Genomic DNA, 20,280 nt, shown 5'->3' with positions numbered 1-20,280 from the left:
CTATTCGCTGAAATCTATTCACTGGACATTCGCAAAATTTGCGCTAACCAAGCTTCAACCCGATCGCCCATTGCCTGCATGGAGAACCGAGCTTCTGCTTGTTGCCGACAGGTGTGGCGATCGATTTGGTCTAGCTGGGCAATCGCCTCTACTAATTCAGCAATGCAGTCGGGTTCAATCAGCCAGCCAGTTTTGCCATGCTCCACAATCTCGGCGGGGCCACCACGTCGATAGGCAATCACCGGCACACCGCACGCCAGAGCTTCGATGGCCACATTGCCAAAGGCTTCTACCCACTTGGGTGTCATCAATAGGGCGCGACAACGCCCCAAACCAGCTTGAAGTTGCTCGGTAGGACAAAATCCTTCGTAGCTGAAGTTAGCCTCTGGGTAACGCTGACAAACGGTTTGCCAATAACGCTGATCCGGCATAGCTCCCCAAATTTTTAGGCCAACTCCAGCCTGCTGAGCAGCCAAAATCGCATCCTCAATTCCTTTTTCTGGCGCAATCCGGCCAACCCAACCTAAGCAGTTTTCTGCTTCCGCCTTAAATTGGTACAGCGATAAATCCAGGCCATTGCTCAAACAGCGACAGCGCTCCTCGAAGGAGAAGGTAGCTGCCTGCGCTCGGCTATGAACCCCAATCGTGCCGGGAAACCGCTCGACGGTTTGCGCAATCATTTGATCCATTGCATCGGTGAGCGATCCCATACTGACTAAATGAGCAATCGGACGCTCAAAAAAAGGAGTCAAGTAAAACGGCAGCCAATCATAGGCAAAATTGAGCAGCAGATCGTAGCGATGCTGGATCTGGCGAGCATAGTCCCACAGGTTCGCCAGCACCGAATTACCAGGAAAACTAATCGGTGATTGCCGCTCCTGGGTTTGGGCTGTGGGCTGAGGCACCCCTGAAACCGAAATGACTTCAATGCCTTCTAGCACCGAGCTAGCTGGAGCCAAAACGCTAACCTGATGACCACGCTGCTGCATTGCCTGAGCTATGTTGCGTAGGGTTAGCTCAACACCGCCACCCAGCCCTGAACCGATTGGCCCCACTGGAGTAGAGATAAATAGCACCTTCAGTAAGGTTCGGTTTCCTGTACTTAGCATGATTTGTTTCCTACCTGACTAACCGGATTTGGAAAGCTACAATCAAGGTTGTTTATGTGATTGGCATTGATACGCCACTCATGCACCCGAGGTCCAGGCAGAATCATGCCGCTACCTTTTTTACCACAGTTAGCTTTCACACAGTCATCTAGGTGCCATTGACAAAGCTGGCGATTTTGATTGGAATAGCCTGAACTTAGGGCAGAATAGTGAGTTATGGATGCAAGAAACCAGCCAACGCCTATACAAGTGGCAGGAGCTGGCATTTTTGAAGTTGAGCAAGTGGAAAGTGAGCCAATGTCTGCTGAAACCAATCTACCAACTGATCCGGAGGCAAAAATCACTGATGCCACCGTGGACGTAAATGGAGAATCCGAAGAATTTACCCTGGCTCCAGATGTGGAACCGTTTGACCTCAGTCCCGAAAATTCTGCTGATGCAGAGACCGCAGCCGACACACCCGTGGACCTACAAGCAACGGTCAGCGCTCTGACGCAGGATATTGAAGCGCTCAAAGCCCAACTGGAAGACCGGACCAATCAATATATGCGGATTGCGGCAGACTTTGAAAATTTCCGCAAACGCACTCAAAAGGAAAAGGAAGAGCAGGAGCAGCAGATCAAGTGCACCACCCTGAAAGAATTGCTGCCGGTGGTAGACAACTTTGAACGCGCTCGCTCTCAAATCAAGCCGCAAACCGACGCTGAGATGAACATTCACAAGAGTTATCAAAGCGTTTATAAACAGCTCGTAGAATCGCTGAAGCGCATCGGCGTCTCTCCCATGCGGTCAGAAGGAAAGCCGTTTGACCCCAATCTGCATGAAGCCGTGATGCGGGAGTCTACAACTGAACATCCTGAAGGGACTGTTTTAGAGGAACTGGTGCGGGGATACCTGCTGGGAGAACGGGTGTTGCGTCACGCGATGGTAAAGGTTGCTGCAGCACCAGAACCAGATGCAGCTTCATCCGAAGAGGCTTCCAACTAACGGGTGCAGGAATCAAAACAGGGCGCAGGTGCTACCCCAGGATGCATCGCTTGCGTTGAATACAGATATCCTCACAAACATTTTGTGTGCAACTGATCACATTGCCGAGGAATTGCGGAATACTGAGCTAGAAGTGAGAAGTTGCAATCAATCACTCAAAAAATGTACGTAACCGCTAGTTATGGGAAAAGTCATTGGCATCGACCTGGGCACAACAAATAGCTGTGTAGCCGTGTTAGAAGGCGGCAAGCCGGTTGTGATTTCCAACTCTGAAGGGGGGCGCACCACTCCTAGCATTGTTGGGTTTGGCAAAACAGGAGAACGTCTGATTGGGCAGCTTGCAAAGCGGCAGGCTGTCACCAATGCCGAAAACACCGTTTTTAGCATCAAGCGATTCATTGGTCGGCGCTGGAACGATACTGAAGACGAGCGGACTAGAGTTCCCTACGCCTGTGTGCGCGGCAAGGATGATACCGTCGATGTCCAGATTCGCGGCAAGACCTACACACCTCAAGAGGTTTCAGCCATGATCTTGCAAAAGCTGAAGCAAGATGCTGAAAACTACCTGGGCGAGCCAGTGACGCAAGCAGTGATTACCGTTCCCGCCTATTTTACTGATGCCCAGCGGCAGGCTACCAAAGATGCGGGCACCATTGCCGGTCTAGAAGTCCTGCGGATTATCAACGAGCCAACTGCTGCTGCCCTGTCCTATGGTCTCGATAAGCAAGATCAGGATCAGTGCGTGCTGGTGTTTGACCTGGGTGGCGGTACGTTTGACGTGTCGGTGCTGCAATTGGGTGATGGCGTGTTTGAGGTGAAAGCCACCTCCGGCAACAACCACTTGGGCGGTGATGATTTTGACAATGTCCTGGTGCGCTGGATGATGGATAACTTCCAGCAGCAGGAAGGCATTGACTTATCTGTCGATAAGATGGCGCTGCAACGCCTGCGGGAAGCTGCAGAGAAAGCCAAGATTGAGCTTTCCAGTATGTTGACCACCAGCATCAACCTCCCCTTTATTACGGCAGATGCCACAGGTCCAAAACACCTGGAGATGGAGTTAACCCGCGCCAAATTTGAGGAGCTGGTGGGTTATCTGGTCCAGGCCACTATCGAGCCAGTCACCCATGCCCTCAAAGATTGCGACCTCACACCCGATCAGATTGATCGAATTATTTTGGTGGGTGGGTCAACACGAATTCCCGCCGTGCAAGAAGCAATTCAAGACTACTTTAGCGGCAAAACTCCCGACCGCTCGGTTAACCCAGACGAAGCCGTGGCGCTGGGAGCGGCAATTCAGGCGGGCGTTTTGGGAGGCGAGGTTAAAGATTTGCTGCTGCTGGATGTGACGCCGCTGTCGCTTGGGATTGAGACCCTGGGCGAAGTCTTCACTAAAATTATCGAGCGCAATACGACCATTCCCACCAGCAAATCCCAGGTTTTCTCCACCGCTACCGACGGCCAAACATCTGTTGAAATCCATGTGCTGCAGGGCGAACGGGCGATGGTACGAGACAACAAGAGCTTGGGTAAGTTCCAACTCACCGGCATTCCCCCTGCGCCTAGAGGCGTGCCCCAAATCGAAGTCTCGTTTGAGATCGACGCCAATGGTATTCTGCGCGTTTCAGCCCGCGACAAAGGCACTGGACGTGAGCAGAGCATCCAAATCAGCAACACGGGTGGCTTGAGTGAGGCCGAAGTCGAGCGGATGCGGAAAGAAGCCGAGGTGTACGCCGAAGACGATGAGCGGCGTAGACAAATGGTGGCTCTCCGCAACCAGGCAGACACCTTGCTCTACAGCTATGAAACAACCCTGCGCGATAATGCCGATTTCATCACCGATGACCTGAGAGCCTTGGCGACCGAGAAAGTTGCTGAACTGCGAGCTGCAATTGCCGACCGCAATACTGCTCTGGAAGAGATGCGCTCTTGCATTGACGCCCTGCAGCAAACCTTACTCACGATCGGTGAGGCAGTGTATCAGCAGGCTCAGGCCGAGGCATCCGAAGAATTCTATGATTACGATGCCACGACCCAAACCGCGCCTTGGGCTAACGGTCATATGCCACCAGAACCACCAGCTGAGGATTACGAAGAGTTTGTTGATGATGCCACGATTACCGCAGACTACGAGGCAGTCGATTGAATCTTGGATGATTGGTTTAGGATGGAGTAGTGAGTCGAGCAGTTTGGCAATCAGGTATGATAACCCTGAGCCAATTCTTACCTCGCCTACTCCGCTTTTGCGTTTCTCCCACAACTCCCCCTATCTGAAATAGCACTCTATGGCAGGTGATTACTACGAAATCCTCGGTGTTTCGCGCAATGCCGACAAGGAGGAAATTAAGCGTGCGTATCGGCGGCTAGCCCGCAAATACCATCCTGATGTTAATAAAGAAGCAGGCGCTGAGGAACGATTCAAGGAAATCAATCGAGCGTATGAGGTGCTCTCCGATCCGGAGATGAAGGCGCGCTACGACCGGTTTGGAGAAGCAGGGGTTGGGTCAGCGGCTGGAGCTGGCTTCCAAGACTTTAGTGATTTGGGCGGCTTTGCCGATATTTTTGAAAGCTTTTTCAGCGGGTTCTCAACCGGCATGGGTCAGCAAGCCCGACGCCGGGCCGGGCCAATGCGGGGCGATGACCTGCGCCTTGATCTGAAGCTGGACTTCCGAGAAGCCGTTTTTGGCGGCGAAAAGGAAATTCGTATCAGCCATTTGGAGACCTGTACAGTCTGTAAGGGTTCGGGAGCCAAGCCGGGAACGCAACCGCGCGTTTGTCCCACCTGTAGTGGAGCAGGGCAGGTGCGTCGAGCCACTCGTACCCCCTTTGGCAGCTTCACGCAAGTTTCGGTCTGCCCGACCTGTAATGGCAACGGCCAAGTGATCGAAGACAAGTGCGAATCCTGTAATGGCAGCGGTCAAAAGCAAGAAGCGAAGAAGCTGAAGATTACGATTCCGGCTGGTGTGGATAACGGCACTCGTCTGCGCGTATCCGGTGAAGGGGATGCCGGTCAGCGAAGCGGTCCGCCAGGAGATCTGTATGTCTATCTGTTTGTGAATGACGATCCCAAGTTCCACCGCGACGGCATCAACATTCTGTCTGAGGTCAAGATTAGCTACCTCCAGGCGATTTTGGGCGACCGCATCGAGGTGGAAACCGTAGACGGCCCGGTAGAAGTCACGATCAATCCGGGTACCCAGCCCAATACGGTGCTGACGCTAGAACATCGAGGGGTGCCGCGCTTGGGTAACTCCGCTAGCCGGGGCGACCATCTGCTGACCATTCTGGTCGATATTCCCACGCGGGTTAGCCCAGAGGAGCGAGAACTGCTGGATAAGCTGGTAAAAATTCGCGGTGAGCGACTCAGTAAAAGCGGCGGCATTGAAGGCTTCCTAGGAGGGCTATTCCGAGGATGACCGGATTGCAACAGCCCGATGCTCAGCTTGATCTGCGGGGCACGCCCTGTCCGCTCAATTTTGTGCGTACCAAACTGCGATTGGAAAAAATGCCGCCCGGTTCGCTGCTAGAAGTGTGGCTAGATCCGGGTGAACCGATTGAGCAGGTGCCTGATAGCTTGCGGATGGAAGGCTACGGCATCGAGCAGATCGAGGACCGCCAGCAATTTTTCGCTTTGCAGGTGCGTCGTCCAGTAGAGCAGAACGTAAGAGGATGAAAACTGCGGTATGAGCGAGGCCGAAACTACTGACCAATGGTCGGAACCAGCCGCCGCTGACTCTCTGATTGGAACGGTAGTAGCCGCTCAGGCTAACTTTTACTGGGTTCAATTAACACCTCCCTTACCGGAGGCAGCCCAGTCGAACCTGCTGCTCTGTACACGCCGCACTCGCCTGAAAAAAATCGGTCAGCAGGTGATGGTAGGAGACCGCGTCGAGGTAGAAGAACCTGATTGGCTAGCTCAACGGGGTGCCATCGCTCAGGTCTTTCCCCGCCAAACCGAACTCGATCGTCCACCGATCGCCAATGTGGATCAGATTCTGCTGGTATTTGCCCTTTCCGAACCGACGCTAGACCCGATCCAGCTCAGCCGGTTTTTGGTCAAAGCCGAATCCACTGACCTAGAAATTACGCTCTGCCTCAACAAGCGCGATTTAGTTTCTCAGGAAGACCAGCAGCAGTGGATTGATCGCCTCAACCAGTGGGGCTACCAGCCAATCTTGATCAGTCTGCGTCAACGCCAGGGGTTAACAGCTATAGAAACAGTCCTAGCGAACAAAATCACAGTGATTTCTGGTCCTTCGGGCGTGGGTAAGTCGAGTCTAATTAATCGCCTGATTCCCAAAGTGGAGCTGCGCACTGGAGCTGTGTCTGGCAAACTGGGGCGCGGTCGTCATACGACTCGGCATGTGGAATTGTTTGAGCTGCCGTCGGGTGGCTTACTGGCCGATACACCGGGCTTTAACCAACCCGACCTCACCTGCGCCCCGGCAGAGCTAGCCGATTACTTCCCTGAAGCCCGTCAGCGGTTAGGAAAAGCAAACTGCCAGTTCAGCGACTGTCTGCACCGAGATGAGCCAAACTGTGGGGTTCGTGGTGATTGGGAACGCTACGACCATTACCTGATGTTTCTCGACGAAGTAATGGCCTATCAACAGGCTCTCGATCGCTCCAGTGATGCCGAAGCTACCACCAAGCTAAAAACCAAAGGCGAAGGTCAAATTATCAGCGAACCAAAGCTAGCAGCCAAAAAATATCGCCGCCCCTCCCGCCGCACCGAAAAACAAACCCTGCGCTACCTCTATCAGGACATAGATGAGGTAATGGCCTCGGAGCCGGATTAATCGAGTCGCCTCATTCATAATCCTGAACAATCTGACCAAGTCCGGTACCGGGATAGTAGTTAGCTAGAATTTGCTGATAGTTATACCCTTCTTCAGCTAAATTCAGCGCCCCAAGTTGACTCATGCCGTGCCCCTGAAAGGCTTCTGCCACAATGTCATCCGATGCCGCATAGAGAGACTCGACAATCCCACCCCGGTAGCTGACAAACTGTCCTGACGTTGCATCTACCGCTTGGTTGGTTTCGGGTGCTTCCCGGTTGATGCCGCTATAGACCTGATAGTATTCGGTAGCACCCAGGTGGAACAACGAACTCATAGGCTTGAAATAATAGGTCAGCGCGTAGGAGCGAGCCGCCACTGCCTGAGCTTTCAGTGCTTCCGGATGCCAACTGGGTGACACTTCACTCGCCACCACGCTGTGCAAGTAGTTGCGCAAGTTGACCAAATTCACCGCCCAAAGTTTGCCCGCATCATTCACCAACAGCAACCGCCCGCGATAGGCTCGATCGCCCAAATAGAGCAGGCCATTCTGACTCGGTTCCACCAGCACGACCGCAGGGAGTTGCGATCCATCTAGGGCAGTACCATTTCCACTTGGTTGAGCAGTGTACCGAGTCTCAGCAGAAAGAGTTAATAGAGGTTTACGGTTCTGGTCCATCAATGTGGCTGAGGTGGAACTGCCAAGCGACAAGGCCGGCACTCCTTCTGCAATCGCCACCCGCATTTCAATCAAAGTATCTACTGCCGTCGCCGGACTGACAAAAGATTGCTTGTACCGCTCATTGATCGCTTTTTGCTCTGCGGTCAAGGAGGGTTTGGGCTGAGGAGAAGCCGGTTGCGTTGATTGTTCTGACCCTGGGGCAGTGGCCGATGGCGGAGCTTGGGTTTTGGTAGCTCGCTTACCGGGTGTGGAAGTTGGCTGGACTGGGGCTGCTAAAGACGAGACTGGAGAAGGTGTTGACGCAGGTGAACCAGAGAGGCTGGGGGCTGAGGACGAGGATTGGCGCTGCAAATTTAGAAAGATCAGCACTCCGGCTAATTGCAGCACAGCTAGTAGAAGCAGCAACAGCCAAGGATAACGTTTGAAAAACTGAACAAATTGCGGTTTCGCCATAAAATTCACCCAGCACAACACGGCTGATTGCCTTGACCCACTCAATGCCCTGATCCAGCATTCCAGCTACAGGACCGCCTTAGGACCGTAGCTTAGGAGTCAATGCATATAGCCCTCAAATCTTGTATCTTACATCCGGATCCACTTTTACCTTTTTATCTTTCCTTTAGATTCTCACGGGAATCGGGTCGAAATGTAACAGTTTGCAACATATAATATGAGAGTCAATACGACGCAAATCACTGACACCCATCACTGAAGGTAAAAGCAATACATGCGAGTTGCAATCGCCGGAGCAGGACTAGCGGGTCTAGCTTGTGCCAAATATCTTACAGATGCCGGACATACCCCCATTGTTTTAGAGAGTCGTGATGTCTTGGGCGGTTTAGTGGCAGCTTGGAAAGACGCAGACGGAGACTGGTACGAAACGGGATTACATGCTTTTTTTGGGGCCTATCCCAACATGTTGCAACTGCTGAAAGAGCTAGGCATCGAGGACCGCTTGCAGTGGAAGCAGCACACCCTGATTTTTAATCAACCCGACAAACCCGGCGTTCTATCCCGGTTTGATGTGCCCGATATTCCCTCTCCCTTGAATGTGATCGTGTCAATTCTGCGCAACAACGACATGCTGACCTGGGAGCAGAAGATTCGCTTTGCGGTTGGGTTGCTACCTGCGATTGTGCGGGGACAAAAGTATGTTGAGGACATGGATCAGTACAGCTTGCTGGAGTGGCTGAGACGGCAGGGCATCGATGAGCGGGTCAACAGCGATATTTTTATTGCTGCTTCTAAAGCGTTGACGTTCATCAACCCCGAAGATGTTTCGGCCACGGTACCGCTAACGGCTCTGAACCGTTTTTTGCAGGAACGATACGGGTCCAAAATCGCGTTTTTAGATGGGTCTCCTACCGAGCGCCTCTGCCAGCCGATTGTAGACTACATCGAAGCACGTGGCGGCCAAGTGCACCTGAAGAAACCCTTAAAGCAAATTTTGCTGAATGAAGACGGCAGCGTGCGCGGTTTCTCGATTCGCGGCCTAGATGGTGCCCCGGATGAGGTGATTGCCGCCGACGCCTATGTCTCGGCTATGTCAGTAGATGTGGTTAAAGCGTTGTTGCCTTCAGAATGGCGGTCGATTGAGTTTTTCCAGAAGCTGGATGGCCTAGAAGGTGTGCCGGTAATTAATCTGCATCTCTGGTTTGACCGTAAGCTGACCGATGTCGATCAGCTCCTGTTCTCGCGCTCTGATCTGCTCAGCGTCTATGCCGATATGAGCATCACCTGCAAAGAGTACGCCGATCCTGACCGCTCGATGCTGGAACTTGTGTTGGCTCCTGCAAAAGACTGGATCGACAAATCGGACGAAGAAATTATTGCCGCCACAATGAAGGAACTCGAGAAACTGTTCCCGCAGCACTTTGGGACCGAAAACCCAGCCCAGCTGCGCAAATACAAGGTAGTGAAAACACCCCGGTCGGTTTACACGGCCGCTCCCGGCAGCCAAGCCTATCGTCCGGATCAAGTGACGCCCATCTCGAATTTCTTCCTAGCGGGGAGTTACACGATGCAGCGCTATTTAGGCAGCATGGAAGGAGCCGTGCTATCCGGAAAACTGGCAGCAGCAGCGATTGACAGTCGGGAAACGCAGCTCAGCCACGCAACCGTCAAAGACTTGGCAACGGCGTCCTGAGTTGGCCTAAGAGGGTAAATTCGCAATTGGACAGCGCAAATCACCCTGAGTTGCTGCTTTTGATTGCACCTTCATAGGAGAATAGCTGATAGCCGATTTTTCTGACCGAAGTCAGTTTGCCCGCCAATCGATTTTGGATTTGAGATTTTGATTTTGAATTGAGTTTCATTGAGGGCTGCTACGACTCTTTTAGCTGGAACGTTTTTTCTGTCCATCCAGAGGTTAAAGTATGTACGAATTGCCTCAATACCCTCTATTTCAAGTTCAAAAGTCCAAACTCTAAAATCTTTCGTCAACCCTCAGCTTGCGATGTAATGCTGCAACTGCCTGAATCTCCCCGTATAACGACTCTGGCTCCTCTGGAGGAGGCCTACGAACTTTGTCGCCAAATCACGGCAGAGTATTCCAAGACGTTTTATTTAGGCACTCTCCTGATGCCCGAAGCAAAGCGTCGAGCGATCTGGGCAATTTACGTCTGGTGTCGCCGCACGGATGAGCTAGTCGATGGCCCTCGTTCCGAGCTGACGACCAATGCCACCCTAGACGAATGGGAACAGCATTTGGAATCGGTCTTTGCCGGACAGCCAATCGAGGATGTGGACGTTGCTCTGGTAGACACACTGCAACGGTTTCCAATCAACATCCAACCCTTTCGGGACATGATTGCTGGGCAGCGCATGGATTTGTACCGCAGTCGTTACGAAACCTTTGAAGAGCTAAAGCTCTACTGCTACCGCGTGGCCGGAACCGTTGGCCTGATGACCACTCCGGTAATGGGAGTAGATGATAGCCACCGCTCAACCCCCTGGAGCCAGTCACAAACCGCTAGAAATCCTGAACCAGAGGCCGTTGCGCTAGGAATTGCCAATCAACTCACCAATATTCTGCGCGATGTTGGAGAAGACGCTCGCCGTGGCCGCATTTATATTCCGCTTGAAGACTTGGAGCGTTTCAAGTACAGCGAGAAGGAGTTGCTGAATGGCGTGGTTGATGAGCGCTGGCGGGCCTTAATGCAGTTTCAGATCGCTCGTGCTCGTCGTTTTTTTAGCGAGGCTGAAAGCGGCATTAGTTTGCTGAGTCCGGATGCTCGATTCCCGGTTTGGGCAGCTCTGATGCTCTATCGCGGCATTCTAGATGTGATTGAACAAAACCAGTACGACGTGTTTTGCAAGCGGGCTTATGTTCCAGGCTGGCGCAAATTGCTATATTTGCCGCTGGCTAAATTGCGGGCTGAGGTGCTGTAGTCAGCGGTTATTGGTGATGCAGGATGCAGATTTGTCGGCTGCCGCTACCTCTCAAACCAGGTGATTGGCTGAATGTAATTGCTCCCAGCGGTGCTTTGCGAGAGCGAGCTGCATTTGAAAAAGGAATTCAGATCTGGGAGGCTCGCGGCTATCAACTGAAGCTTGCCCCTGGCTATGATGCCCGCTGGGGTTACTTAGCTGGAACCGATGCGGACCGTCGCCATCAGCTGCGTCAAGCGCTACAGGATCCAGACTGTCGCGGTTTGCTATGCCTGCGGGGTGGCTATGGGGGGGCAAGACTGCTGGAAAACTGGCAGTGGAATTTGTCTGAACCCAAGTGGCTGATCGGCTTTTCGGATATTACCAGCTTGCTGTGGAGTTTGGCGCTTGAAGGGGTTGCCGGTGTGCATGCACCTTTATTGACCACGCTCTACGCCGAGCCGGATTGGTCAGTGCAGCGCTTGTTTGATTGGGTTGAAGGGCGAGATATCGCTCCGCTACAAGGAAAAGGCTGGGGCGGTGGACAAGCTCGTGGGATCCTGCTACCCGCCAACCTCACCGTTGCAACTCACCTGCTGGGTACCCCGGTTCAACCGGATTTGACCGGAGCAATTTTGGCATTTGAAGATGTTTCCGAGGCTCCCTACCGCATCGATCGAATGTTGACGCAGTGGCGCATGATGGGCGCTTTCAATGGCGTTAAGGGAATTGCGCTAGGACGGTTCAGTCAGTGTGACCCTACCCCTGGAATTCCTAGCTTTACAACCCCTGAGGTGCTGCGCGAGCGCCTCTCGGATTTAGGAATACCGGTCGTTGCCGAATTACCCTTTGGCCATGAAGGCGTCAATGCAGCTCTGCCGGTCGGTGTTCCAGTCGAGTTGGATGGCGATCAAGGCAGCTTGAGCATCTTGAATTGAGAGACAAAACGTTGCTTGCGGGTTTAACGATGGTCTGTCAACTTAAGCCAAGCGTCTAACCATCACCCTTTACTGAAAAGCCGTTTGTAACTTGCTAAAACTGCGATTCTGCGTTGCCAAATCTGAAGTGCTAGCACCATTAACGTTGACTTTTCACAGTGATTTATATCCTGCCACCCCTGTGACTCAGATAGCTGCCACTCATAGCATGGAACTGAAACAATGCCATGAATTCTGTTCCCGCCATTGCTCATACAATTAGAAACACAATTAAACTGTTTATCACTTTAATCACTTTTAGTCACTATTGATGATTCCTACAGCTCAAAAATTCAATTTTGTCCTGCATCTAATCCCGATTAAGATTTGAATTATGGGCTGTTGGGTCTGGAAGTTGACGAGGGAAATTTATTGGTAGGCGTGTGGCTAACATACAGTGCAGATTCATCTTCATCGGTGTGCTGGCTCACAGGGGTGTGCTGGCTCACAGAAAGGACAATGACAACCCTACAGGGACGGATTTCAGAGCCTGCTTCAGCCTGAGATGGCAAGCTAGTGGAGATTGTCATTGTCTTCCTTATGCATTCCATTGAACCTGCAATATAGTAAACTTCATCCACTGACTGTGCGATTCAGCCCTCAATTTTGCTTGCTTGGCTTCGTTTCATTGCCTTACCCTCTGATCAAACCCGCCGCAGGGTGAATCATTCATCTAATGCCATAGTGCGCTACCTGCTATGATCTGCTGTCTCAATCCCCAATGCCAGAAACCTCTCAATTCAGATAATACAAAGGTTTGCCAGAACTGCGGTACACCCTTGAGCCTGTTGAGAGGCCGCTATCAGGCTGTACAGTTGCTGGGGCAAGGGGGATTTGGCAGAACCTACTTGGCGTTGGATGAAGACCGGCTAAAATCTCGCTGCGTGATCAAGCAGTTTTCACCTCAGGTCCAAGGCACAAAGTCACTGGAAAAAGCGGTGCGCCTGTTTAACCAGGAAGCGGTGCGGCTGCATGAATTGGGAGAGCATGCCCAAATCCCAGCCCTGTTGGCCTATTTTGAGCAGGATGGCTACCTCTATCTAGTGCAGCAATTCATTGAAGGCCAGAGTCTGCTGCAAGAGATGAAACAGCATGGCGCGTTTAATGAACGTCAAATTCGCGATGTGCTGGCCGATGTGCTGCCAATTCTCAGGTTTGTGCATCGACATCAGGTGATCCACCGAGACATCACGCCAATGAACATTCTGCGCCGTCAGACCGATGATCGGTTGATGCTGATCGATTTCGGTGTTGCTAAGCAAATTCGGGAAGAGGCGGCTGGGGAAGTAGGGACTCGGATTGGCACAGAAGGCTATGCGCCAATGGAACAATTTCGTGGCGGCAAGGCATATCCAGCCAGCGATTTGTATAGTTTGGGTGCCACTTGCTTACATTTGATGACAGAAACTCGCCCTGATAACCTCTACGATCCGCTAAATGGGCGTTGGATTTGGCGCGATTACTTGCAGCACGAAAAAGGTGTAGTTGTCAGTGACCAGCTAGCCCACATTCTGGACAATATGCTCCGCGATCTGGTTAACGAGCGCTATCAGACTGCAGATGAAGTGATGCGCGACCTGAATGCTGATTCGTTTCTGCCAACCCCTAAACCAACGCCTGCCTCGCCTCCTCCAGTTTCTCCCTCGGCGATATCGACAGCCCAGCGAGGCTCCACACCATCTAGTTCACCACTTCGTCAACCCGTTTCTAGACCCATAACATCTAGGCCGCCCATTTCCCAGTCGCCGATTTCTCAGCCGCCGATCTCTAGGCCACCGGCCTCTAAACCGCCCACTTCAACTCCACCCATTTCTAAGCCGCCTACGGCCCCACCCGCTGCCAATGTCTCTGTTCCCCCTGCCGTCCCTCCAATCAATCCAATCCGTCCTCCGGCGTCTCGTGGCTCGCGCTGCCTCTATACCCTCAACGCCCATTCTTCTTGGGTAACCTGCGTAGTTGCCAGCCCCAATACACCCACTTTTGCCAGCAGCAGTTTGGATGACACGATTAAAGTCTGGAACATCAACACAGGCGAACTGTTATTTAACATGACCGGGCATAACCGGGGTGTCAATACGATTGCCATTAGTCCCGATGGTCGCACGCTTGTCAGCGGCAGCGATGACTACACAGTAAGAGTTTGGAGCTATCTAAATGGAGCGCTGCTAGGGGCACTTACTGGTCACAGTCGGGATGTGAATGCGGTAGCCATTAGCCCCGATGGAAAGCTGCTCGTCAGCGGAGGTGAAGACCGAACAATTCGCCTCTGGAGCACCAACACCGGCGCACTACTGAAAACCTTGGCCGAAGTAGCCGGCATGATCAAAGCTATTGCTATCAGCCCGGACGGTAAGCTCCTAGCCAGTGGCGGGCTAGATAACAAGGTAAAGCTCTGGAGCTTACGGACTGGCGAATACCTGCAAACTTTCATTGGCCATCTAAACCCGGTCCATGCAATTGTATTTACTCCCGATGGTCAAACCTTGATCACCGGCAGCAAAGACAAAACCATCCGACTGTGGAATGTGCAAACCGGTGAACTGATCCGCACCTTCAGCGAACATATCCGCGACGTCAACACACTGGCAATCACTCCAAACGGCAGGCTCCTGATCAGCGGCAGCAGCGACAGCACAATCAAGCTTTGGGATCTGCCATCGGGCAAAGTATTAACCACCTGGTCTGACCATACGGACACGGTAAACTCCATTGCTATCAGCCCTGATGCTAAATTTCTGATCAGCGGCAGTTCGGACAAAACCGTGAAGCTTTGGCAGATGCCAGTGTGAGGCGTTCCATACAGCCAGAATGATTGCGAGCAGTCTCCCAGCACCATTCTCAACCCACTAACAAACACTGACAAAAAAGCAAAAAGACCGCTCACTGCGGTCTAAGCGGGTTGCATGATTCAACAGTGGTTCAGCATTACTTAAACATCTGCACCAACTCTTTGGCCTCGGCTCCCAGAATAGCCGGAGCACTGAGGTGAGGGTTAAGCGGGTTGCTCAGATGCACGGGTTGCTCAGCAATCAGAGGCAACACTTGACGGACTTGCTGAGCCACTTCAACAGTTTTCACATCATAGGTTTGGGTCGCTAGCTTGGGGTAAATGCCAATTCCAATGATGGGAACGAGTAAGCAAAGGGCAATGAAGGCTTCCCGTGGCTTAGCATCCGTGAGGCTAACGTTGACTAGCTCTCCCTGCTCAGCCCCATAAAACACCGTCCGCAACATCGACAGCAGATAAATCGGAGACAGAATCACACCTACTGCCGCCAGAGTCACAATCACGACTTTGAAGGGTGTACTGTAGGCATCGCTGGTGGCAAAACCGAGGAAAACCGACAGCTCACCCACAAACCCACTCATTCCTGGCAGGGCTAGCGAGGCCATTGCTCCGGCAGTAAACAAGGCAAATAAGGTTGGCATTTGTTTTGCCATTCCACCCATTTGGTTCATCATTAGCGTGTGGGTCCGCTCATAAGCCACACCCGACAAGAAGAACAGGCTGGCGGCGATCAAGCCATGCGACACCATTTGCAGCACGGCACCGCTGAGGCCCAAATCTGTGAAGGAGGCTACCCCAATCAGCACAAAGCCCATATGGGCAATCGAAGAATAGGCCAACCGTCGCTTCAGATTCACCTGAGCAAAGGCAGTCAGAGAGGCGTAGATGATCCCGACTGCACCAAGCACGGCTAGCACTGGCGCAAAGTAGGCATGCGCGTTAGGCAGCATTTCGATATTGATGCGGATTAGGGCATAACCAGCCATCTTCAGAAGCACGCCAGCCAAAATCATCGAAACAGGTGCCGGAGCTTCGCTGTGGGCATCGGGCAACCAGGTATGGAGCGGGAAAATCGGCAGCTTGACGCCAAAGGCAATCAAAAACGCAGCATACATGGCGATCTCAAAGCCAACCGAGTACTGCTTCAGCCCCAGGGCCTGCATGTCGAACGTTACCGTATCACCGTAGAAGGCCATTGCCAGGGCCGCTACCAGGATGAAGACAGAGGCAATCGCGGTGTAGAGAATAAACTTAGTCGCGGCATAGAGCCGTCGCTGTCCGCCCCAAGTCGCAATCAGCAGGTAAACTGGCACTAGCTCCAGTTCCCACATTAGGAAGAACAGCAGCAGATCCTGAGCCACAAAAACGCCAATCTGAGCGCTGTACATTACCAGCATCAGAAAATAAAACAGACGTGGCTTGTGGGTAATTTTCCAGGAGGCCAGAATCGCCAGAGTTGTCACCAGTCCCGACAGCAACACCAGCGGCATTGATAGGCCATCTACCGCCAATGACCAATTCAAGCCAATTTGAGGCAACCAAGGGTAGGTTTCAACTAGCTGAAACTGGGGGTCACTGAGGTCGTAATGCTGCCAAAAAGCATAAACCAGCAGCATAAATTCGATTAGCCCCACACTGAGGGCGTAAGAACGAACCGTCTTGCCAGTTTTATCAGGCAGGAATGGGATCGGAAGGGCCGCCACTAGCGGCAGCAGGGTCAAAACAGTTAGCCAAGGAAATTGCGTACTCATGATGAGAGCCTACCCAAATAAATGTAGAGAGAGAGGGTATTCAGGTTGCTGAGTAAGCGACGTTGGGGCAACCTGTGCTCAGTCTGCAAAGAACAATCAAATCCAAACCGTGGGAGCTAGATGCTGAGTACTCTCGTACTTGAAGACAAGGTGCGAGCAACACAAATCAAGGCTGTTAACCCTAGGAATAAGAAGCTGTGACCCTGCACCTCTCCCATAACCTTCTCTCAGCAGACCAAGCAATCGCCAAGACGACTAGTCAATCAAACAATTAGGTCAAACGAACCAATCAGTGAACCAAGCAGGGAAACAGGCAAATGAGAATTTGTACTTATCAGTCCTGTTTCTAAGATACCCTATTGTTAAGTTAAGTAAACTTATTTGTGACCGAATCCCTAAAATTCTTTAAGGGATACCACGAAACATGAAGAAGAAGTAAGCCCTAAGAAGTTAGATTGAGCTTTCAGGCCGCAAGCTCATCCAGTCGCATCAAAGTCGTGAATCCGCATTTGTAAACATTCCTTTACAATTCTTGACCCACTTTAGCTCAGTCGAGTTTTGATCTGCCACTCTTGAGATCTATTTGAGCCGCGTTCCAGCCAAATTGCTGAGTTGATAGTGCTGAGTCGATGCGGCGATTCAACTCGACTAGTTCTGTTTGCTTATACTGTTTGCTTATGCTGTTTGCTTGTGCTGCCTCAACCAATTTCGCTTGAGACACTATAATTACTACTATCAGAGAATTTTCCTCAAGCAAGCTATGATTAGCCGCATCCACCTCTCTCTAGTGCTGGCCATTTCGGTTGGGTTTTCTACCAGCGCAATTGCTCAAGAAATCCCGCAAGTCACGGTTCCAACCGTTGAAACCGAGCAACTGTTTCCAAGCATTCCTAGCCCACCAGCTCTAGAGCCACCAGCATTGCCTGAGGTCACGACTATCATTACCCCAGAAGTTCCGACTCCAGAAGTGCCTGTAACTGAATTTCCTGATACGGTTGTCGAAACTTCACCCCTAAATTCACCACCCCTCAGTCCAATTCCGTTTAGTGCGCCCCAGTTCAACGCTCCTCAACTAGTTGGCCCTAGTTTAAGTGCCCCTGCTCTGAGTGGTCCTGGGTTAACCGGACCAACCTTTAATCCTTTGGCTGCAAATCCACCGCAATTTAATTCACCCCAGTCCAATGCTCCTGCGTTTGCGGCCCCCAACCTAGCTTCACCAACCCTCAGTGCACCTACCGTCACGTTCATCACTGCCCCCGAAGAGGAAACCCAAATTCCGCCCACAGCAATTCCTGCAGTTGAATTTCCAGAGGTGACCAGTCCTTTTGGTAACTAGTTGGTAACTAGTTGGTAACTAGTTGATGGCTGGTTGCTGACTAATGCAGGTAGACCTCATAGTTGAACTGGTTGGGCAATTTGAACTGCAAGATAGCAATTGGCCAAATATCAGCTACGCTGCAAGCAGAAATACTGCTTTACGTCTACATCTAGCTAATCGGTAAGACATCCAGGGTAGAGGTTTTTGTTTAAGATGGTAGTTCGGGGGTGACCTCAACAATCAGCTTAGGCTGGTACTTGATTAAGAATGCAGCAGCAGTCTTTTGCGACCACTGAAGGGGGTCAGGATTGCCTGTTGGCATTCGTGGGGGTTGGTTTTATGGCAAAAGCGACAACGAAAGTAGATCGAAAAGCAACCGCTAAGCAGTCGAAGCAGTCGAAACAAAAGACTGCCTCTGGTGAATTCCTGTCGTTGGGTGAGTATGCTCACAGAATAATTGCTAAGCAATATCACCGTTTGGTGAAGCAAGAAGAAGGTGTATTGCAGGATAAGGATCCCGAACATCTGCATCAAATGCGGGTTGCAACTCGACGGCTACGGACCGCTTTGCAGGTAGTTGGTGTTGCCGTTAAACTGCCCAAGCCAGCTCAAGCCAAACATGTACAGGCATTGACGAAAGTATTGGGAACCCTGCGCGACCTCGATGTGCAGATCGCTGCTTTGCAGAACGAATACCATCCTCAGGTTCCTGCAGCGGAGCAGAAATTGATTGAACAGGCAATTAAACACCTACACAAACAGCGCAACGATGCCTTTGCTGAGGTGAAATCTGCTCTTACAGAAAAACGGTATGGCGATCTCAAGGCAGCTTACAAAACCTGGCTCGATCAACCAGAGTATACCCCGCTGGCCCAACTGCCTCTAGAGGCTGTTTTACCCGAGTTACTGAGTCCACTATTGTCTGAACTGCTGCTGCACCCGGCTTGGCTAATCGCAGCTGCAGACCAATCTGGTGACGGTGGCGAAACCCTGCATGACCTCCGCAAAACCTGTAAACATGCCCGTTATCAGGCAGAGTTTTTCACCGAGGTTTACACTAAGTCGTTTGAAGCATGGGTGAATGAACTGAAGCAAATTCAAGAAAATTTGGGCATTGTCCAAGATACCCATGTGCTTCTAGGAATCCTGGCGGATGATGTCTTGGATTCGGCGCTCGCAGATAAAATGCCGAAATTAAACCACGCTATTCAGCAGCAACAGACAAATGCGATGACCGATTGGGACGCGATGCGACTTAAATATCTAGACACAAAATTCCGCCGGTCCCTCTATCAGATGATTTTGTCGCCCAGTTTATCCAGTCTATCAACGTCTAAGTAGGCCGACTGAGAGTCTGTACAGAATTTTGTGCAATCCGATTGTCTGGCTTCGTCATCTCCCACCCGCGCATCAATAACAGGTTAGTAGGGGGCGCGGGCTAGTGGTGGAAGTCTGCTCACGCAGACTAGACAGGGGTTCTAGTCCACTACCCTGCGGGAACGCAAGCGTATGAGTGGACTGGCTGGATTAGCCCGTGCTTCAGCAAGGGTAGGCGATGCTACAAACACAAAAAATTTACAGACCCTGGAGCTGAATTCAGTATCTGCAAAATCGTGTACAAACCTACTCAAAAACCTGCCTCAAGCAACCCCTTATACAATCAAATCCGACAGCAATTCAAAAGCAGCAATTTTAGCGAACTGATAAGTATGCTCTATTAAATTCTATTGAATGATTATGATAACTAAAACAATAATTACCGCTAATTCATTGCAGGTTTTAGCCCTAGTGAAAGCTATATATTACTCAGTTGAACAAACGCCTTTCCTGTGGGATCAAAGGTCAAATTACCAACAGCAAAAAGCTTCAGCTTAATTATGTTAGCAGTGGCGGTTGATTAAGCAAAACTTTAGCTCTGTGCCAGTATTTAAGCTAACCTTATGGGATCCTAAAATAATTCTAAAGTATAAGTAATTCAGGCTAAACATAGCTAGTTTCATTACGAATCCCATTCATCAAGTCAGCTGAATTTTGGTTACAGATATAAGGTTTTCCCGTAGTATCAGAATTAGAGTTTGTCCAGAATGAGCTTTGATTCTTTGATAATCATTGCTGGCTGGGCGATAGGTAAACTTTGACTGCCGTTTCGAACACTGAGAGGATATACATGGCTACGTACAAAGTTACATTGATTAACGACGCTGAAGGGTTGAATACCACGATCGAAGTACCCGACGATGAGTACATCCTGGATGCTGCCGAAGAGCAGGGGTTGGATCTGCCCTATTCCTGCCGTGCCGGTGCCTGCTCCACTTGTGCTGGTAAAATTACCGCCGGTACAGTTGACCAGTCAGATCAATCCTTTCTGGATGACGATCAAATTGAAGCAGGTTATGTCTTGACTTGTGTGGCCTATCCGACTTCTGATTGCACCATCATCACCCACCAAGAAGAAGAGCTGTACTAACTACTTTCCGAAAACTTGTCAGAGCTTTTGAATTCCAAAACCCCAAAGGGGTTT

Annotated in this window: 15 protein-coding genes; 12 read left to right on the top strand and 3 right to left on the bottom strand. The window is 51.2% G+C overall.

The window, feature by feature from the left end; all coding sequences use genetic code 11:
* Positions 1–14: 14 nt before the first annotated feature.
* Positions 15–1,109, bottom strand: coding sequence for a glycosyltransferase family 4 protein (locus tag HJG54_RS11400; RefSeq protein ID WP_316435050.1), 1,095 nt, complete (start codon positions 1,107–1,109; stop codon positions 15–17).
* A gap of 216 nt (positions 1,110–1,325) precedes the next feature.
* On the opposite strand from HJG54_RS11400, the gene grpE reads away from it, so the two are divergent.
* The 5 genes from grpE to rsgA all read left to right on the top strand — a co-directional run bounded on the left by grpE (position 1,326) and on the right by rsgA (position 6,895).
* Positions 1,326–2,096 carry a nucleotide exchange factor GrpE gene (gene grpE / locus HJG54_RS11395; RefSeq protein ID WP_316435049.1) on the top strand — a complete coding sequence of 257 codons (771 nt, stop codon included), beginning with the start codon at positions 1,326–1,328 and terminating at the stop codon, positions 2,094–2,096.
* Between the two features lie 181 nt (positions 2,097–2,277).
* A complete protein-coding gene (gene dnaK, locus HJG54_RS11390) occupies positions 2,278–4,242 on the top strand; it encodes a molecular chaperone DnaK (protein ID WP_316435048.1) in 1,965 nt (654 codons plus the stop codon).
* Between the two features lie 139 nt (positions 4,243–4,381).
* Positions 4,382–5,512 carry a molecular chaperone DnaJ gene (dnaJ, locus tag HJG54_RS11385; RefSeq protein ID WP_036004827.1) on the top strand — a complete coding sequence of 377 codons (1,131 nt, stop codon included), beginning with the start codon at positions 4,382–4,384 and terminating at the stop codon, positions 5,510–5,512.
* Positions 5,509–5,769, top strand: a complete 261-nt coding sequence (locus tag HJG54_RS11380; protein WP_316435047.1) for a sulfurtransferase TusA family protein — start codon at positions 5,509–5,511, stop codon at positions 5,767–5,769. Before dnaJ ends, HJG54_RS11380 begins: the two co-directional genes overlap by 4 nt.
* 10 nt (positions 5,770–5,779) lie before the next feature.
* Positions 5,780–6,895, top strand: a complete 1,116-nt coding sequence (gene rsgA, locus HJG54_RS11375; RefSeq protein WP_316435046.1) for a small ribosomal subunit biogenesis GTPase RsgA — start codon at positions 5,780–5,782, stop codon at positions 6,893–6,895.
* A gap of 10 nt (positions 6,896–6,905) precedes the next feature.
* Here rsgA and HJG54_RS11370 read toward each other — a convergent pair whose 3' ends face one another.
* On the bottom strand, positions 6,906–8,009 hold the full coding sequence (locus HJG54_RS11370) for a SpoIID/LytB domain-containing protein (RefSeq protein ID WP_316435043.1): 1,104 nt from the start codon (positions 8,007–8,009) through the stop codon (positions 6,906–6,908).
* A gap of 274 nt (positions 8,010–8,283) precedes the next feature.
* Between HJG54_RS11370 and pds the strand changes: the two genes are divergently transcribed.
* The 4 genes from pds to HJG54_RS11350 all read left to right on the top strand — a co-directional run bounded on the left by pds (position 8,284) and on the right by HJG54_RS11350 (position 14,691).
* Positions 8,284–9,702: a 15-cis-phytoene desaturase gene (gene pds, locus HJG54_RS11365; RefSeq protein ID WP_316435042.1), complete on the top strand. Its 1,419-nt coding sequence runs from the start codon at positions 8,284–8,286 to the stop codon at positions 9,700–9,702.
* A gap of 314 nt (positions 9,703–10,016) precedes the next feature.
* A complete protein-coding gene (gene crtB / locus HJG54_RS11360; RefSeq protein ID WP_316435041.1) occupies positions 10,017–10,946 on the top strand; it encodes a 15-cis-phytoene synthase CrtB in 930 nt (309 codons plus the stop codon).
* Positions 10,947–10,969: 23 nt separating this feature from the next.
* Entirely contained in the window at positions 10,970–11,863 is an 894-nt protein-coding gene (locus tag HJG54_RS11355; protein ID WP_316435040.1) for a S66 peptidase family protein, read from the top strand.
* A gap of 737 nt (positions 11,864–12,600) precedes the next feature.
* Positions 12,601–14,691 (top strand): protein kinase domain-containing protein, encoded by a 2,091-nt coding sequence (locus tag HJG54_RS11350; RefSeq protein ID WP_420717364.1) that lies wholly within the window; start codon positions 12,601–12,603, stop codon positions 14,689–14,691.
* A 136-nt stretch (positions 14,692–14,827) separates the two neighbouring features.
* Here HJG54_RS11350 and HJG54_RS11345 read toward each other — a convergent pair whose 3' ends face one another.
* Complete coding sequence (locus HJG54_RS11345) at positions 14,828–16,441, bottom strand: NAD(P)H-quinone oxidoreductase subunit 4 (RefSeq protein WP_316435037.1); 1,614 nt, start codon at positions 16,439–16,441, stop codon at positions 14,828–14,830.
* A 760-nt stretch (positions 16,442–17,201) separates the two neighbouring features.
* Between HJG54_RS11345 and HJG54_RS11340 the strand changes: the two genes are divergently transcribed.
* The 3 genes from HJG54_RS11340 to HJG54_RS11330 all read left to right on the top strand — a co-directional run bounded on the left by HJG54_RS11340 (position 17,202) and on the right by HJG54_RS11330 (position 20,226).
* On the top strand, positions 17,202–17,777 hold the full coding sequence (locus HJG54_RS11340; protein ID WP_316435036.1) for a hypothetical protein: 576 nt from the start codon (positions 17,202–17,204) through the stop codon (positions 17,775–17,777).
* 321 nt (positions 17,778–18,098) lie between these two features.
* On the top strand, positions 18,099–19,100 hold the full coding sequence (locus HJG54_RS11335) for a CHAD domain-containing protein (RefSeq protein WP_316435035.1): 1,002 nt from the start codon (positions 18,099–18,101) through the stop codon (positions 19,098–19,100).
* 826 nt (positions 19,101–19,926) lie between these two features.
* Positions 19,927–20,226, top strand: coding sequence for a ferredoxin (locus HJG54_RS11330; protein WP_036004796.1), 300 nt, complete (start codon positions 19,927–19,929; stop codon positions 20,224–20,226).
* The last annotated feature ends 54 nt before the right edge of the window (positions 20,227–20,280 follow it).

The organism is Leptolyngbya sp. NK1-12 (genome assembly GCF_032598965.1).
Taxonomy (GTDB): domain Bacteria; phylum Cyanobacteriota; class Cyanobacteriia; order Elainellales; family Elainellaceae; genus Elainella.
This window is presented reverse-complemented; position numbering and strand designations above follow the sequence as displayed.